This is a genomic window from Actinomadura scrupuli (genome assembly GCF_050971785.1).
Taxonomy (GTDB): domain Bacteria; phylum Actinomycetota; class Actinomycetes; order Streptosporangiales; family Streptosporangiaceae; genus Actinomadura_E; species Actinomadura_E scrupuli.
Map to the genome: position 1 here is coordinate 207,136 of NZ_JBPCCU010000006.1, position 15,823 is coordinate 222,958.

At 68.6% G+C, this 15,823-nt stretch carries 14 protein-coding genes, 1 tRNA gene and 1 riboswitch; of the genes, 7 read left to right on the forward strand and 8 right to left on the reverse strand.

The annotated features are described in order from the left end of the window. Positions 1-21 precede the first annotated feature (21 nt). From ACRYCC_RS26650 to ACRYCC_RS26675, 6 genes are all read right to left on the reverse strand, one after another. The gene (locus ACRYCC_RS26650; RefSeq protein ID WP_433816429.1) at positions 22-1,344 is read right to left on the reverse strand and encodes a serine/threonine-protein kinase; all 1,323 of its coding nucleotides are present in this window, start codon (positions 1,342-1,344) and stop codon (positions 22-24) included. Beyond that, positions 1,341-2,810, reverse strand: coding sequence for a peptidoglycan D,D-transpeptidase FtsI family protein (locus ACRYCC_RS26655; protein ID WP_433816430.1), 1,470 nt, complete (start codon positions 2,808-2,810; stop codon positions 1,341-1,343). Before ACRYCC_RS26655 ends, ACRYCC_RS26650 begins: the two co-directional genes overlap by 4 nt. Before the next feature lie 118 nt (positions 2,811-2,928). After that, complete coding sequence (locus ACRYCC_RS26660) at positions 2,929-4,461, reverse strand: FtsW/RodA/SpoVE family cell cycle protein (protein WP_433816431.1); 1,533 nt, start codon at positions 4,459-4,461, stop codon at positions 2,929-2,931. Continuing rightward, positions 4,458-6,104 (reverse strand): Stp1/IreP family PP2C-type Ser/Thr phosphatase, encoded by a 1,647-nt coding sequence (locus ACRYCC_RS26665; protein WP_433816432.1) that lies wholly within the window; start codon positions 6,102-6,104, stop codon positions 4,458-4,460. The genes ACRYCC_RS26660 and ACRYCC_RS26665 overlap by 4 nt, the downstream gene beginning before the upstream one ends. Then, a complete protein-coding gene (locus tag ACRYCC_RS26670; protein ID WP_433816433.1) occupies positions 6,101-6,607 on the reverse strand; it encodes an FHA domain-containing protein FhaB/FipA in 507 nt (168 codons plus the stop codon). The genes ACRYCC_RS26665 and ACRYCC_RS26670 overlap by 4 nt, the downstream gene beginning before the upstream one ends. A gap of 9 nt (positions 6,608-6,616) precedes the next feature. Further along, on the reverse strand, positions 6,617-7,378 hold the full coding sequence (locus tag ACRYCC_RS26675) for an FHA domain-containing protein (RefSeq protein ID WP_433816434.1): 762 nt from the start codon (positions 7,376-7,378) through the stop codon (positions 6,617-6,619). Positions 7,379-7,489: 111 nt separating this feature from the next. On the opposite strand from ACRYCC_RS26675, the gene ACRYCC_RS26680 reads away from it, so the two are divergent. Next, positions 7,490-7,572: transfer RNA gene (locus ACRYCC_RS26680), tRNA-Leu, on the forward strand. 277 nt (positions 7,573-7,849) lie between these two features. On the opposite strand, the gene ACRYCC_RS26685 is transcribed toward ACRYCC_RS26680, so the two are convergent. Continuing rightward, on the reverse strand, positions 7,850-8,344 hold the full coding sequence (locus ACRYCC_RS26685; protein WP_433816435.1) for a hypothetical protein: 495 nt from the start codon (positions 8,342-8,344) through the stop codon (positions 7,850-7,852). Between the two features lie 425 nt (positions 8,345-8,769). Here ACRYCC_RS26685 and ACRYCC_RS26690 point away from each other — a divergent pair, with 425 nt between their 5' ends. Both ACRYCC_RS26690 and ACRYCC_RS26695 read left to right on the forward strand, forming a co-directional pair. Next, positions 8,770-9,378, forward strand: a complete 609-nt coding sequence (locus ACRYCC_RS26690; RefSeq protein ID WP_433816436.1) for a TenA family protein — start codon at positions 8,770-8,772, stop codon at positions 9,376-9,378. A 247-nt stretch (positions 9,379-9,625) separates the two neighbouring features. After that, positions 9,626-10,486 (forward strand): Fpg/Nei family DNA glycosylase, encoded by an 861-nt coding sequence (locus ACRYCC_RS26695; protein WP_433816437.1) that lies wholly within the window; start codon positions 9,626-9,628, stop codon positions 10,484-10,486. Between the two features lie 20 nt (positions 10,487-10,506). On the opposite strand, the gene ACRYCC_RS26700 is transcribed toward ACRYCC_RS26695, so the two are convergent. Beyond that, positions 10,507-10,977: an SSI family serine proteinase inhibitor gene (locus tag ACRYCC_RS26700; protein WP_433816438.1), complete on the reverse strand. Its 471-nt coding sequence runs from the start codon at positions 10,975-10,977 to the stop codon at positions 10,507-10,509. 70 nt (positions 10,978-11,047) lie between these two features. Between ACRYCC_RS26700 and ACRYCC_RS26705 the strand changes: the two genes are divergently transcribed. From ACRYCC_RS26705 to ACRYCC_RS26720, 4 genes are all read left to right on the forward strand, one after another. Then, a complete protein-coding gene (locus ACRYCC_RS26705; protein ID WP_433816756.1) occupies positions 11,048-11,383 on the forward strand; it encodes a rhodanese-like domain-containing protein in 336 nt (111 codons plus the stop codon). Between the two features lie 85 nt (positions 11,384-11,468). After that, positions 11,469-11,584, forward strand: a riboswitch (TPP riboswitch). Between the two features lie 8 nt (positions 11,585-11,592). Continuing rightward, the gene (locus ACRYCC_RS26710) at positions 11,593-12,948 is read left to right on the forward strand and encodes a purine-cytosine permease family protein (RefSeq protein WP_433816439.1); all 1,356 of its coding nucleotides are present in this window, start codon (positions 11,593-11,595) and stop codon (positions 12,946-12,948) included. A gap of 191 nt (positions 12,949-13,139) precedes the next feature. Further along, positions 13,140-15,014 (forward strand): PAS domain-containing sensor histidine kinase, encoded by a 1,875-nt coding sequence (locus ACRYCC_RS26715; RefSeq protein ID WP_433816440.1) that lies wholly within the window; start codon positions 13,140-13,142, stop codon positions 15,012-15,014. Positions 15,015-15,317: 303 nt separating this feature from the next. Beyond that, positions 15,318-15,815 carry an ATP-binding protein gene (locus ACRYCC_RS26720; RefSeq protein WP_433816441.1) on the forward strand — a complete coding sequence of 166 codons (498 nt, stop codon included), beginning with the start codon at positions 15,318-15,320 and terminating at the stop codon, positions 15,813-15,815. The last annotated feature ends 8 nt before the right edge of the window (positions 15,816-15,823 follow it).

Sequence of the window (15,823 nt, forward strand, 5' to 3'; positions counted from 1 at the left end):
CGCTGCACTTTCCCTACTCGTCTACACCCTGGTATCCGAACTTAGCCCCGCCGGCGGAGTGCTTGAGGGATCTGATGTCGGAGTCGGCGGCGGCGTGGTGCTCACTACCGGGGTCGGTGTGGGGTGCGGGGTGGTTGGAGTTGTCTTGGTCGGGGTCGCACTGGCTTTCCCCGTTGTGGACGCCTTGGGCGTCGGAGAGGTTGACACACCGTTCACGGGATTCGGCCTGACCCAGGAATAGCCAGGAGTCGGAGTTTTCCGGCCCGGTTCGGCAGGCTTGCCCTGGAGCACATCACCCGGGACGGACTGAACCTTCGTCGAATTCCCGTTCAGGTTAGCGTGACGGGGCAAACGCCAGAGAGAACCCACCACGATCATTCCCAGAAGCAGAATCCCGACGGCCATGGAGGTAACGAACAGTGCCGAGCGGGCGCCGGAGGAATTGCCGGCCTTCTCGCTCCAGGGCAGCTCAGAGGTGTCGGCGGTGACCGGCGGCGCGGAGGAGGGCTCGGCCGGCTCGAGGCCGAGGGCCAGCGAGTCCTTGATCACGTAGGCGCGGTCGGCGAGGGCCTGGGCGCTGGCCGGCCGCTCGGCCGGGTCCTTGGCGAGCAGCTGCCGTACGAGCTCGCGCACCGGCGCGGGTACGTCGAGCGGCAGTTCCGGCGGTTCCTCCCGCACGTGCTTGAGCGCGATCGCCACCGGGGAGTCGGCGTCGAACGGCGGCTCCCCGTGCAGGCACTGGTAGGCCACGATCCCCAGCGAGTACAGATCGGCGGCCGGAGTGACCACCTGCCCGGAGGCCTGCTCCGGCGCGACGTACTGGGCGGTGCCCATCACCATGCCGGTCAGGGTCTGGTTGCTCTGCCGACTGCCGCGGGCGATGCCGAAGTCAGTGATCTTTACGGTGCCGTCCCCGGTGATCATCAGGTTCGCGGGTTTGACGTCGCGATGGATGATCCCGGAGGTGTGCGCGACCTGGAGGGCCCGGGCGGCCTGCCCGATGATGTCGAGGGTCGACTCCGGGGTCAGGCTCCCCGTCCGGCGAAGGATCTTCGACAGCGGCTCACCCGGCACCAGCTCCATGACCAGGTAGGCCTGGTCGTCGTGCTCGCCGTAGTCGTACACCTGCGCGATGCCGCTGTGCTGCAGGCCCGCCGCGAACCGCGCCTCGGCCCGGAACCGGGTGCGCGCCATCTCGTCGGAGACGAACTCCGGGCGTAGCAGCTTCACCGCCACCGGGCGTTCGAGGACCTCGTCCGTGGCCTGCCAGACCTCGCCCATCCCACCGGTGGCCAGCCGTTCGATCAGCCGGTACCGGTGGTTGAGGACGAGGTCATCGCTCATTTCTGGAGCACCGCCGCCATGATCCGGGCAGCCTGCTCACCCGCGGCGGTCGCACCGAATCCAGGCCCCTCGGTCATCACGGCGAACGCGTACCGGGGGCTCTGCGCCGGGCTGAAGCCGACGAACCACCGGTCGTTGACCGTTCCCAGGCCCAGCTCCGCGGTGCCGGTCTTGCCCGCGACGTTCTTGCCCTGCAGGTTCTTGGCCGTGCCCCGCTCGACGACCGCCCGCATCATGTCCTGCAGCTGCTGTGCGGTGCTGCTCTTGATGGGCTGGCCCAGCTCGCTCGGGTTGGCGTTGTAGAGCTCCTGGTTGTCCGGGGTGACGACCTTGTCGACCAGGTACGGCTTCATGAGCTTGCCGTTGTTGGCGACCGCCGAGGCGACCATGGCCATCTGCAGCGGGGAGGCGCCGACGTTCTCCTGGCCGATGCCGGTACGGCCCAGCGCGTCACCGGAGATCTTCGTCGGGTCCTTGCCCGGGACGGTGAGGCTGCTCGTCGCGGTCTTCAGGTCGCTCTCGATCTCGGTCGCGCTGTTGAAACCGAACCTGGTCACCAGCTTGTTCAGCTCGGGGGCGCCCATCTGCAGGGCGAACCGGCCGAAGGTCGAGTTGCAGGAGTTGGCGAAGGCCTCGATGAGCGGCGTCGGCTGACCGGCGCAGGCGGCACCCGGGTCGTTGGGCAGCGGCTTGCGCGACTCCGGCAGGATGAGCTCGCTGGTCTCGACCGTGCTCCCCGTGTTCAGCCGGCCCGAGTCGAGCTCGGCCGCCGCCACGAGGATCTTGAAGGTGGAGCCGGGCGGGAACCGGTCGCTCATGACCTTGTCGACCGTCGGGTTGAACCGCTGCTTCTGCTCCTGCACGAACTTCTCGTTGGCCTTGGCGCCGTCCTGCTGACCGGCGATGGTGTTGAAGTCGAACGAGGGGGTGCTGGCCAGCACTACGATCGCGCCGGTCTTCACGTCGATCACGGCCGCGCCGGCCCGCCGCTCGGTGCCACCCTTGAGGATGGAGTAGGCCGCCCGCTGCGCCTTGGAGTCGATGGTGGTGTAGACGTTGGCGCCCTTGGCCTTGGTGCCGACGAAGGCGTCGAACCAGCTCCGCACCGAGATCCGCTTGTCGATACCGTCGAGCAGGCTGTCATAGGCCAGCTCCAGGCCGCCCTTGGCGCCGCTCGGCATGAAGTATCCGGTGACCGGGGAGAAGGCCGCGCCGCCGTTGTACTTGCGGGCGTACTTCTTCCCCCTGTCGCCACCGATCTTGAACGACTCGGCCAGCTTGGTGCCGTCGGCCAGGATCGCGCCGCGGTCCCGGGTGAAGATGTCGGCGTACTGGCGGGCGTTCTTCTTGTTCTTCTTCAGGTTGTCGGCCTGGCTGCCCTGGATGTAGTTGATGTTGATCATCAGAGCGAAGATCAGCAGCATCCCCACCAGCGTCACGCGCTTGAGAGCCCTGTCCATGTTCATCGGCTCGCTCCGCTCGTGGTTCGCAGCCGCCTTGACGCGGCGGCTTCCCTCGTCGCGTGCTCGCTCGTACCTCGCTGCGCGCGCTCCTCAGTCCAGCCGCCGCGCGGCTGCTCACTGTTCATCGGGTGCTCACCACCTGGGTCAGTCCTTCATCCTGGATCGACTGCGGGGCGGGGCGCCGAGCCTGGTCACTGAGCCGGATCAACATCGCGATGAGGATCCAGTTGGCGAGCAGGGAGGAACCGCCCTGCGCCATGAACGGGGTCGTCAGACCCGTGAACGGGATGAGCCGGGTGACTCCGCCGACGATGGCGAAGACCTGGAGGGCGAAGACGAAGGAGACTCCGCCGGCGAACAGCTTGGCGAACGGGTCGCGGGCGGCGATCGCGGTCTTCATGCCGCGCTGCACGATGAGTGCGTAGACCAGCAGGATGGCCATCAGCCCGGCCAGCCCCAGCTCCTCGCCCAGCGAGGTGAAGATCTCGTCGCTGAACGCCAGCGGCGTGATGTACGGCTGGCCCTGGCCGAGCCCGGTGCCGAGCACCCCGCCCTGGCCCATCGCGAACAGGCCCTGCATGAGCTGGGCGCTGTCGGAGTAGTCGCCACCCAGCTTCAGACAGGCACCGAAGGCGTTGCTCACCCCGTCCATGCTCTTGATCGTGCCGTTGGGCAGGGCGCAGCCGCCGTTGAAGAACGGCTCGGGGTTGAGCCAGATGTCGACTCGCTGGGTGACGTGCGACAGGGGTCCCCCGATGGCCTCCGCCGCCAGGAACAGCAGCAGCGCACCGCCCATGAAGAGCGAGAGGCCGATGATCACCCAGGAGGCGCGGCCGGTGGCGAGGTAGAGCATGCTGACGAACAGCCCGAAGAACAGCAGCGCGGTGCCGAAGTCGTTCTGGATGCCCAGGATGGCCAGGCTGATCACCCAGAAGATCAGGATGGGGAACAGGTCACGCGCCCGGGGCAGCTCCAGGAAGCCGACCTTGCGTCCCACCAGGGACAGCGCCTGCCGTTTCTTGACGAGATAGCCAGCGAAGAAGGCCACCAGTGCGAACTTGGAGAACTCGGCCGGCTGGATCTGGAAGGACCCGACCGTGATCCAGACCTTCGAACCGTTGATGGCGGGGAAGAACAGCGGGGCGACCAGGAAGATCAGGCCCAGCGCGCCGAGCGTGTAGTGGTAGCGCTGCAGGATCTTGATCTCGCGGAGCAGCAGCACCGCCCCGATGAACAGTGCGATCCCCAGCACGGTCCACAGCAGCTGGGTGTTGGCGCTGGACCCGGCGCCGAACGGGACGTACCGCTGGCCGGGGTGGGAGGCCTTGTAGGCGGCCTCGACCGCCTTGTAGTCGGGGGCGGTCTTCTGGTCGATGCGATAGATCATCGCCAGGCCGATGCCGTTGAGGAACATCGCCAGCGGCAGCAGCAGCGGGTCGGAGTACGGCGCCCAGCGGGCCACCACGTAGAAGGCGGCCCCGGCCAGCACGACGATCGCGATGCCGTACCCGAACATGCCCCTGGGCAGGGTGCCGTCACGGCTCAGCCCGACCTGGGCGAAGGCCGAGATGGTGACGATCAGCGAGAAGACGAGCAGCGCCAGCGAGGCACCCCGTCGCGGACCGGCCGGCAGCGGGTTGCTCAGAGCACTCATGTCCCTCCCTTGCAGGCGGGGATGTCACGGTTCTCGGCGCAGTTCTTGTTGGCCGCGGCGATCAGGCTGGCGATCTTGCTGGTGGCGTCGGTCTTGGCCTTCCGGATGCCCTTGCCGACCTCGGCCTTCTCGGGCTCCGGCAGCCGGTCGAACTTGGGCGGAGCGGCGTTGGCGATGTTCGGGCACTTCAGGTTGTGCTCGGTCTGGGTGGGGTCCTTGGTGATCACCACCTCGGAGTTGTTCTTTCCGCCCGGGTGGATGAGGTACCAGCAGACCGAGGCCTCCACCTTCTGGAGCGTGGTCTCCAGGCGGCCGTTGACGACGAGGTTGCCCTTGACTGCCATCTGCTGCGGGAAGTCCAGGTCGTCCACCAGGATCGGCGTCTTGGTCTGCTTGCTCTGCGGTGCCTTCGCGGTGAACTTCTTGCCGAACACGTCGACATCGGGCTTGCCGGTGTAGACGACCACGATGACGTTCTTGCCCGTGGCGGCGGAGTTGCCCACGCCGACGTAGTAGCCGCTGCTGAGGTACTGGTTGCCGAAGAACGCGCCGACGCCGATCAGCAGGATGAACACCCCGACCACGGCGATCAGCCAGGTCAGGCCCCGGCCACGGCCGCGTTCGGCCTGACCGCCGGAGGGCGGGCCGGACATCGCCTGTGCCGGTGGAGGTCCGGCGGGCGGCACGCTGGGCATGGGGGCCGACAGCGGCGAGCCGGCGGCGTGCATCGGTGCCGCGCCGGGTCCGGGGGCGGGGGGCGGCATGCCGTCGATGCCGACGGCGGGCTGCGGCAGGGTGTCGTGCAGCTCCGCGGCGCGCTGGGCGGGCGTGTTGCCGGCCCGCACCGGGGCGGATCCGGGCCCGGCCGCGTTCGCCGCGGCGCCCGCCAGCATCGGCCGTGCCGCCGGGGGCTGCTGCTGGTTGAGGTCGATCACATCGGCGACGACACAGGTGATGTTGTCGGGACCGCCGCCCCGGTTGGCCAGATCGATCAGCTGCTTGATGGCCCCGATGGGCTCGGACTGCGTGGAGAGCACCTGGTGGATGGTCTCCGCGCTCACCACCCCCGACAGGCCGTCGGAACAGAGCAGATAACGGTCGCCCACGTGGGCCTCGCGCAGCGCCAGGTCGGGATCGACCTCGCCGCGCCCGTCGAGGGCGCGCAGCAGCAGCGAGCGCTGCGGATGGGAGGCGGCCTCGTCCAGGGTGATCCGGCCCTCGTCCACCAGCGACTGCACCAGGGTGTGGTCGTGGGTGATCTGGAAGAGCTCGCCGTTGCGCAGGAGATAGGCACGCGAGTCGCCGATGTGCACCAGGGCGACATGGGAGCCCGACCACAGCATCGCGGTGAGCGTCGTCCCCATGCCCTGCAGGGAGGGTTCGCCCTCGACGATGTTGTGCAGCTTGTCGTTGGCCTCTTTGACGGCGCGCTCCAGGGCGGCCAGCAGCTCCTGCGCGGGCACCTCGGTGTCCAGCTTGCGCAGGGTCTCGACGGCGGCGGCACTGGCGATCTCGCCGCCTACGTGCCCTCCCATGCCGTCGGCCACCACCAGCAGACGCGCGCCCGCATAGGCCGAGTCCTCGTTGCCCTCGCGCAGCATGCCGACGTCGGAGCGCGCGGCGTAGCGGATTCCTATAGTCATTTGCGCAGCTCAATGACGGTTTTGCCGATACGGATGGGGACACCGGGTTGGATCGGCATGGGCTGAGTCACCTTCGTGCGTCCGAGGTAGGTGCCGTTCGTTGAGCCGAGATCTTCCACGATCCACTGACCGCCCTGCTCGAAGATTCGGGCGTGCCGGCTCGAAGCGTAGTCGTCGATCACCACCAGGGTGGCGTCATTGGCGCGGCCAATGGTAATGGGGACTTGACCGAGGTCGATGGTCACGCCTGCTCTGGGGCCCTCCGTCACGACGAGCCGGCCGGGCCCGCCGCGTCCGGCGCGGGCGGCCGGCTGGGCCGACGAGGCCGCCTGAGGTCTCGGCTTGGGCTGCTTCGCGGGTTTGGCCGTTCGGGGGCGAGCGGCCTTGGTCGCCGCCTTGGACCCGAACAGGTCGGCGCGCATCACGCCTACGGCGGCGATGACGAACAGCCACAGGACCGCGAGAAACGCGACCTTGACCAGCGTCAGGGTTATCGGGCTCATGGAGGGGGGTTACTCCCTGTCGCGGCGGAACACCAGAGTTGTACGGCCCATTGTTACCTGGGAGCCGTCGACAAGTGTGACGCGTCGAATCGGCTGTCCGTTCACGAAAGAGCCGTTGGTAGACCCTAGATCCACGAGAACGATTTCGGGACCCTCTATCCGGATCTCGGCGTGGTGCCGGGAGACCCCGGCGTCCACCAGGCGCAGATCACAGTCCGTGCCCCTGCCCAGCAGCGTCACCGGGGTGGTGATGTCGTAGGACCGCTGCACGTTCTCGCCACCGTCCACCGCGGTCGTCACCAGCAGCCGCGGCCTCCCCCCGAAGGCCCCCTGCTGCCGGGCGGCCGGCGGCGCGTAGTCGCTGTGCGGCTGCCTGATCTCCCCACCCTCGACCGTGGAACCGCGGATGACGCCGGAACGGATCCGGAACATCCCCTGACCCAGATCGCCGGTGTTCTCGAACCGCACCCGCACCGGGCCGACGAAGGAATATCCCTGCTCCTTGGCGTACTCCCGGGCGAGGTTGGCCAGCTCCTGGCTCAGGCTGTCCGCGTACACCTGCAGTCGCTGGCCGTCCGCCTGGGAGATCTCGACGACGAAGTCGTTCGGGACCAACGTGCGGCCCTGTGCCACGATCGCCGCTCGCTCGTCCATCTCCCGCTGTACGGCGCTGGCAACCTCGACCGGCTGCAGCTCCGACTTGAAGGCCCGAGCGAAGGCACCCTCAACCATGCCCTCGAGCCGACGCTCGAAGCGCTGTAGGACACCCACGGGCACCTCCCTTCCCCACCTCTAGACGATCGTATCCGGGTGAAGGTTCGCGGAGAGCAATCGCGCGTTCCGACCACCCCCATCACCCGTGCTAGCCTTTTCGAGCACCCGGGGCGGGTGGCGGAACGGCAGACGCGCACGGTTCAGGTCCGTGTGTCCGAAAGGACGTGAGGGTTCAAATCCCTCCTCGCCCACTCGGGGCTACCGACGAAACCGGTAGCCATAGAGTGACGGAACAGACCCCCAGGCCTCAAGCCTAGGGGGTCTTTCGTTATGGAGGGGCCAGCCGCTTGTGGCTGTGGACGACGAAGGGCCAGGTAGCGGATGGTGCTACCCGGCCCTGCGGTCCGTTTTGTGGGGTTCTGTTGACCTTGCGGTGGGGCGTGGTTCAGGCCGCCGGTGGGTCGATGTGTCCTGTGGGCGTCCAGGTCCCCAGTGGTTTGGGGCGTCCTGTGTCGCGCTCCGGCGGACTCAGCCGAGATCGACCTGGGTCATGGAGTTGACGCGGGTGGCCACGATGGACACGTTGAACACCGACATGCTGGTGGTGGAGTTGTAGGCCGAGCACCCCCAGTTGGCCGACCCCTTGGTCGTCACGGTGCCCGCGGTGACCGCCGACGCGGTCTCGAATGCGGGCTTTGGGCCGATCGTGGTCCTGACCTCGAGGCTGGGGTAGGGGAAGTTACCGGTGAGGGACAGCCAGCAGCCGAACGAATTGGCTTCGGCTTTGTTGTTCTGGCCGGTGGCCGTCGCGGCGACCGTCCAATGGCCGGCGGGAAGGTCGACCCGGTAGATGACCGGGTTGTCGATCGTCATCGTCCGCCAGATGAGCGTGCTGGCGACGATCACCTCGGGCGGCTCCGCGCGCGCCGGGACCGCCGCCAGGCCGATGCCGGCGAGCGCGGCCCCCGCCACGAGCAGGACCGGGTATCGCCCGCGAATCTTCGTCAGGATCGCACTGGACATGAGGCATCACTCCTTGGCTTCCGGGACGTCGGCACCATCGCTCGGCGGACGGCCGGGCAAGGTGGGCTTCCGCTGCCGCCCGCCCTGGCCGCGGCGGTGCCGCGGACGGTGCGGCCGTGCGGGACGATGTGAGGAGGCTAGGAAGGGGACCTTCCCTTGGCCTTCCTCGCGTCTTCCGGCCCGGGGAAGGTGACGAGGAGGAGCCGCCGGTGGAGAAGGAGGAACGGGGAAGGTGGGGTTCGTACCTTTTGTCCGAGCGCTCGGATCCGGCCCGGCCAGCCAGGCCCTTCCCGTATGCGGCAGGCTCCGCCGGTCAGCCCCCGGAGTGGCAGAAGAGGACGTTCAGCGGCCCTCCGGCAGGCCGGGGCGGCGGCGGATGGCGGCAGATGGCGGTGCGCGGCGGTGGGACTGACAGACTCTCCCGCATGAGTCTTTCCGGGCGGCTGGAGGAGATCGGGCGGCCGCTGGTCGCGGAGCAGCTGGCGCACCCGACCGTGACGGGGATCGCGCGAGGGGACCTGGACGAGCGGGTGTTCCGGTCCTGGCTGGAGCAGGATCACCTGTTCCTGCTGGACTACGTGCGGGTGTTCGCCCGGCTGGCCTGGCAGGCCCCGGCGGCGCACCTGGGCGATCTCGTCGACCTGGCGCATTCGACCTTCCACGAGGAGCTGTCCCTGCACCGGGAGCTCGCCGCCGGCTTCGGCGCCGATCTGGAGGGGGCGGTCAAGGGGCCGGCCTGCGCGGCGTACACGGGCTTCCTGCTGGACGCGGCGAGCTCGTACGGGGACGGCCTGGCGGCGCTCTATCCGTGTATGTGGGGCTATTCCACGCTGGGCGCCGAGCTGGCCGCAAGCCCTCCGGCGGAGCCCCGCTACCGGCGCTGGGTCGAGACCTACGCGGACCCGGCGTTCGCGGAGCTGACCCGGCGCTGTGCCCAGATGCTCGACGAGGCCGGCCCCGGGGACGAGCGCGCCGAGGAGCTGTTCCGGACAGGTATGCGGCACGAGCTCGCCTTCTGGGACGTACCTCGTTGACCGAGTCGCTACCGGAAAGTTATCCACACCTTGAGTGAGGCCTGTGGGACTCTTCGCTCTTCGATGTGTCCAGAAACGTCCAGGTATGAGCCCTGGATCACGAGAAAATCCCCTCTCACCGGGGCTTCTCCACAGAGTTTTCCACAGCTGTCCACAGGCATGTGGATGATGGATCACAGGCTGTGACCGGTGCGGGCGGCCCCCGGGATCACCTGATTCGGTCGAACCGGGACCGCATACTGGAGACATGCCTGAGCTCCCCGAGGTCGAGGCGCTCGCCGGTTATCTCCGGGAGCGCGCGGTCGGTCACGCGGTGGCGAAGATCGACGTCGTCGCCATCTCCGCGCTCAAGACCTATGACCCGCCGATCACCGCGCTGGGCGGCCTGACCGTCACCGGGGTCGGCCGGCACGGCAAGTTCCTCGATCTGGACCTCGACGGGCTGCACCTGGTGACCCACCTGGCCCGGGCCGGCTGGTTGCGCTGGAAGGACGAACTGCCCACCACTCCGCTGAGACGCGGCAAGGGCCCGATCGCCATGCGGCTCCACCTGGACAACGGCGCCGGCTTCGACCTGACCGAGGCCGGCACCAAGAAGGGGCTGGCGGTCTACGTCGTCCGGGATCCGGCGGAGGTGCCGGGAGTGGCCTCGCTGGGCCCGGACCCGCTGGCGGACGCCTTCACGGTTGAGGCGCTCGCCGAGATCGTCGACGGGCGCCGTACCCAGATCAAGGGACTGCTGCGGGACCAGCGGGTGATCGCCGGGATCGGCAACGCCTACTCGGACGAGGTCTTGCACGCGGCAAAGATGTCCCCGTTCAAGATCGCCGCCACCCTGACCGACGATGACGTCGCGACCCTGCACGAGGCCATCGTGACGATGCTGCGGGACGCGATCGAGCGCTCCCGGGGGCTGGCCGCCGGCGAGCTCAAGGCGGAGAAGAAGACCGGCCTCCGGGTGCACGGAAAGGCCGGCCAGAAGTGCCCGGTCTGTGGCGACACCGTCCGGGAGGTGTCGTTCGCCGACTCGGCGTTGCAGTACTGCCCCACCTGCCAGACCGGTGGCAAACCCCTGGCCGACCGACGGATGTCCCGGCTGCTCAAATAACCGGCTGGTCGAACAAGGGGTCAGCGCGGGCGGGGCAGCTCGCCCAGCAGCGGCGCGAGGGCGGTCCAGCGGGTCACCTGGCAGCCGTCCTTGCGGCTGAACCGCGCGTCGATCTTCTTGCCCTGCCAGGTACCGGTGACCGTGGAGGTGTCGGGGCCTCCGTAGATCATCGTGCAGGACTGGCCCTTGGGCGTGGGGGCGAACGGGTCCTTTCCGGCCGCCGCGGCCTTGTCCAGCTCGGCACACGCGAGCTTGGCGTTGGGATGGTCCCCGCCCACCGGGTCACAGGTGAGCGTCCAGGTCTTCACCGCCGCCTTCGCCGACTGCTTGTACGCCACGCTCAGCGTGGTCGGGCTCTGCGCGGTCTGCCCGGGCGTCACCTCGCCGTTGCCCCAGCCGGGACCCCCCGAAGAGACTCCGGCCGACGGGTCGTCGGCCTTCTCCGATCCACAACCGGTGAGTGCGATGCCCATGATCAGACCAGGCAGCACGAAAAAGAGCGTCCGATACCTCATAGGGGATTCGACGCGGCGGGGTTCCGCGCGGTTCCATGGGATCGTGATGATTTTCGGGGAAGACGTTCCGGCTATCGACGCGGCCGAGGTGCCGGACGAGGCCTACCTGCTCGACGTGCGGCAACCCGAGGAATGGGACGCCGGTCACGTCCCGGGCGCCGTGCACATTCCCATGGGCGAGCTGAGCGACCGGGCGGCCGAGGTCCCGCGCGAACGGGACGTCTATGTCATTTGCCGATCGGGCGCCCGGTCCGCACAGGTGACCGTGGCGCTCAACAACGCCGGCTGGCAGGCCCGCAACGTGGAAGGCGGCATGAAGCGCTGGGCCGAGGCGGGCCGCCAGATGGTCACCGACTCCGGCGCCACGCCCTTCGTGGCCTGACCGTGGCTTGAGGCGTTGCCTGATGTGTGACCTGACCGGAATGCCGGAAGGCGGGCGATACATGTACGATTCGTCCGTCTACTAACTGAATCACCGCGGGAGCTCGGGCCTAGCCGGGCTGAGAGGGCGGCTTCACGGCGCCGCCGACCGCACGAACCTGTCCGGGTAATGCCGGCGTAGGGAGTGTGGCCCCTGTGGCGCCTGAATCCGTGAGCATCGTGCAAGGCCGGTCGGCCAACGAGGTTCCGTACACCCTCGACGAGGCCCCGCCCAGAGTGCTCAGCTTCTGGGACCAGAGCGCCTTCTGGGCCAACCTCGGGGTCAGCCTGCTCGCCTTCACCGGCGCGTACACCGTGCTGGCCCCCGGTGCCGACGGCAAGCCGGGCCTGTCGATCGAGGCGGGCATCACCGCGATGATCGTCGGAACGGTGATCGGCGGGCTGATGCTCGGCCTGGCCGCCGTACCGGGCGCCCGCACCGGCGCGCCCGCGATGGTCCTGCTGCGCGGGCTGTTCGGCACCCGGCTGTCCTATCTCCCCACCGTGCTCAACATCGCCCAGCTGGTCGGCTGGGGCACCTTCGAGCTGATCACCATCGCCGCGGCGGCCAAGGAGGTGTTCGCGGAGGGGCCCGCGTGGCTGCACGCCCCGCGCTGGCTGTTCGTGATCGCCGCGGGCCTGCTCACCACCCTGCTGACGATCTGGCCGCTCGGCTCGGTGCGGCTGCTGCGCCGGTTCGTCACCGTCGCGGTCGTGATCTCGCTGGGCTACTTCTACGTCCAGTTCCTCCGTCAGGGCGTGCCCGACCTGGGCGAGGGTTCCTGGAGCCGGTTCTGGGTCGGCGCCGACGCGGCGCTGGCCGTGTCGATCTCCTGGGTACCCGTCGCGGCGGACTACACGCGGCACTCCCGGTCGGCCAAGGCGGCGTTCGGGGCGGCCAGCGTGGCCTACTCGGTCACCCAGATCGTGGCCTATGTCCTGGGGCTGTTCGCGCTCGCGCTGGCCACCACCGACAACCTCTACACCCCTTTCCTGCACGTGGCCCTGGGCGCGGTGTTCCTCGGCGTCTTCGTGCTCCGGGAGGTGGACCAGTCGTTCGCGAACGTCTACTCCACCGCGGTGTCGATCCAGAACCTCTTCCCCCGCTGGGACCGGCGGATCCTGACCGTCGTCCTGGGCTCCCTGATCACTGGTGCGGCCCTGCTGCTCAAGGACATGAACAGCTACTTCGGCTTCCTCGGCCTGATCGGCTCGGTGTTCGTGCCGATGCTCGGCGTCCTGGTGGCCGACTTCTTCCTGCTCGGCCGGGGCCGCGCCTGGAACCTGGACCGCGCCGCCCCGTCGCGCTGGGGGATGATCGTCGCCTGGCTGATCGGCTTCGCCGTCTACCAGCTGATCCACCCGAGCGACATCGGCTGGTGGAGCAAGGGCTGGACCGGCGTTCAGGACCGGCTGCACTTCACCCCGGCCGACTGGATGAGCGCCTCGCTGCTGTCCTTCGCCGCCGCGGTGCTGGCCGCCTACCTGATCGGCGTCCTCGCCCGCCGCACCCCCACCTCCAAGTAGCCCCGTCCCCTCTCCCCACCCTGCAACCCCTCCCACCCCGCGTCGTGGCCCCCCTCCCTCCGTGATCACGCAATCAATCGTCGAACGATTGCATGATCACGGAGGGGGATGATCTTTGCGGAGGCCGTGGGGGCGGCGCGGAGAACATTCCATGGCGCTTGCGGCCTCGGTGCACAGGATCCGGTGGCACGATGACAGACGTGCAACAACGAGACGTCCACGACCCCATCGTCCGCGCGGTGATCGAATGCGCCGCGGACGCGATCGTGGCCGTCGATGACCAGCTTGCGGTGACCGTATGGAACCCGGCGGCCGAGCGGATGTTCGGCTGGTCCGCGGAGGAGGTGCTGGGGAAGGTCCCGCCGATCGTGCCGGACGAGCTCAAGGCGGAGTACAACGCCGTCCAGGAGCGGATCCGGGAGGGCGGCCAGATCTCGATCGCGACCCGGCGGTTCCACCGGGACGGCCGGCTGGTGGACGTACGGATCGACACCAGCGTGCTGCAGGACCCGCAGGGCCGGCTGCTCGGCTGGGTGAGCGTCTTCCATCCGGTGCGGGAGGACGAGGTCGTCCAGCACCACATGAACGAGAAGGCCCGGCTGGTCCGCAGGCTCAACGACATCGTCGCCGACCTGAACGCCGAGCTGGATCTGGGCACCGTGCTGGACCGCATCACCGGGGCGCTCACCGAGCTGACCGGCGCGGACGCCGGCGGCTTCGTCCGGATCGACGCGGAGAAGAACACCTTGCGGCTGGTCAGCATGCGCGGGCTGCCGGAGCACATGCGCGACGCCGTCGCGGAGCTACGGCCCAGCCTGGTCGGGGAGATCCTGCGCTCCGGCAAGACCGTGATGCTGGCCACCGGCAAGCGCCGGCTCGACGATCTCATCTGGGCCGAGCTGGACGGGCTGCACACCATCGCGCTGGGCCTGTCCTACGTGCAGAACCGTCCCTACGGGGCGCTGTACGCCCTGTTCGCCGGCCGCAAGGTCACCCACGTCGAGCTCGAACTGCTGGAGCTGTTCGCCGGCCATGCCGGGGTCGCGGTCAGCAACGCCGTGCAGTACAGCGAGGCGGTACGGCAGCGGGCGCACGAACGAGCGGTCATCGACGCCAGCGCCGACGGCATCGCCGTACTGGACCGGGCGGGCCTCGTCCAGCGCTGGAACCCGGCGGCGCACGCGCTCACCGGGGTGTCGGCTGAGAAGGCGATCGGACATGCCCTGCCGTTCCAGCAGCCGCAGCCCGGGGAGATGCTCACGATCGCCCTCGAATCGGGGATCTGGCTCAACGTGCTGTGCGCGGAGATCGAGGAGACCGACGAGCTGGTCATCGACTTCCGGGACGTCAGCGAGGCCAAGGCGCTGGAGGAGGCCAAGAACCTCTTCCTGGCCACCACCAGCCACGAGCTGCGGACCCCGATCACCGTCGTGCAGGGCTTCGCCAGCACCCTGGTCAACCGCTGGGACGAGCTGAGCGACCAGGATCGGCGCAGTGCCGTGGCGACCATCGCGGAGCGGGCCCGGTCGCTGGGGCGGCTGGTGGAGCATCTGCTGCTGGGCTCCCGGGCCGGGGCCGAGGAGCTCACCGTCACGATCGAGGAGTTCGAGCTGGGCCGGCTGCTGGAGGGGGCGGTGAGCGCCTTCCGGTCGCTGTCGGACAGGCACTGCGTGCGGTTGTCGGTCCAACCGCGGCTGCCGATGGTGAGCGGGGACTCGATGGCCACCGACATCATCCTGGGGCAGCTGCTGGAGAACGCCTTCAAGTACTCGCCCGACGGCGGCACGGTGTCGGTGCGGGCCTGGGCCGGGGAACGCGAGATCACGGTGACCGTGGAGGACGAGGGCGTCGGCATCGCGCCCGGCGACCATGAGCGGATCTTCGAACGGTTCGTGCAGGGCGAGGCGGGGGACCGCCGTCGTTTCGGCGGGGTGGGGCTCGGCCTCTACATCGTGAAAAAGCTAGCCGTCGCCCAAAATGGCGATATTTCGGCCCATTCTCGTCCTGAGGGCGGGACAGCCATGCGCTTGACGCTTCCCAGAGCCGCCGTGGAGGGCTCGGATTGAGCCGCCTCATGGTCGAGGTATGGCCTGGTCAAAGCGCCTACTGGCGTGGATGTGACAGACGGAACGCGCGTCCAAGGAGTACTCCGACGCACAGTGGATAGATCTTAACCGTCCGCTTCGCGCTACTTTCAGGGGGTGGTTGGCCGTGACCACTTGGTCAGTCACTCGTTGTGTAGATGGCTGGAGGATTCGTCCGGGTTTCCGGCCTGAAGTATGTGGGCATTTCGGTCGTACGGGAAGTCAAGGTCGTACAGGAAGTCACAGGCACGTGAGCAAGCTCGAGAACCGGCAGGGAGGTGGAGGGTGAGCGTGGTACTACTGCCACACGCGATGTCCAGTGTCGCCGTCGCCCGCAGGCACCTCAGTGCGGACCTGCTCTCATCCGGGACCCTCGAGTCCGTCGTCGATGACGCGACGGTGATCATCAGTGAGCTGCTGAGCAACGCGCTGCGCCACGCCCGCCCGCTGGAGACCGGCCAGATCCGGGTGGCCTGGTCCCGGCACGGTGACTCCATCGAGGTCGCGGTCAGTGACGGCGGGGCCGCCACCGAGCCGCGCCGCAGCCGTCCGACGCTGTCGTCGCTGGGCGGCCGGGGCCTGGCCATCGTCGAGACCCTGGCCGAGTGCTGGGGCGTCCGGCACGAGAACGGCGGCGGCACGACGGTCTGGGCCATTCTGCGGGTTCCGCACCGGGCCCAGCCGCCTTCGCTGAGCGGTACGGGTGCCCCGCCGGCGGTGGTCTCCGTCATTCCCGACGTATCCGCCACCCCCACCGTGAACCTGCTCAACCACACCCGCTAAGGTCGGCA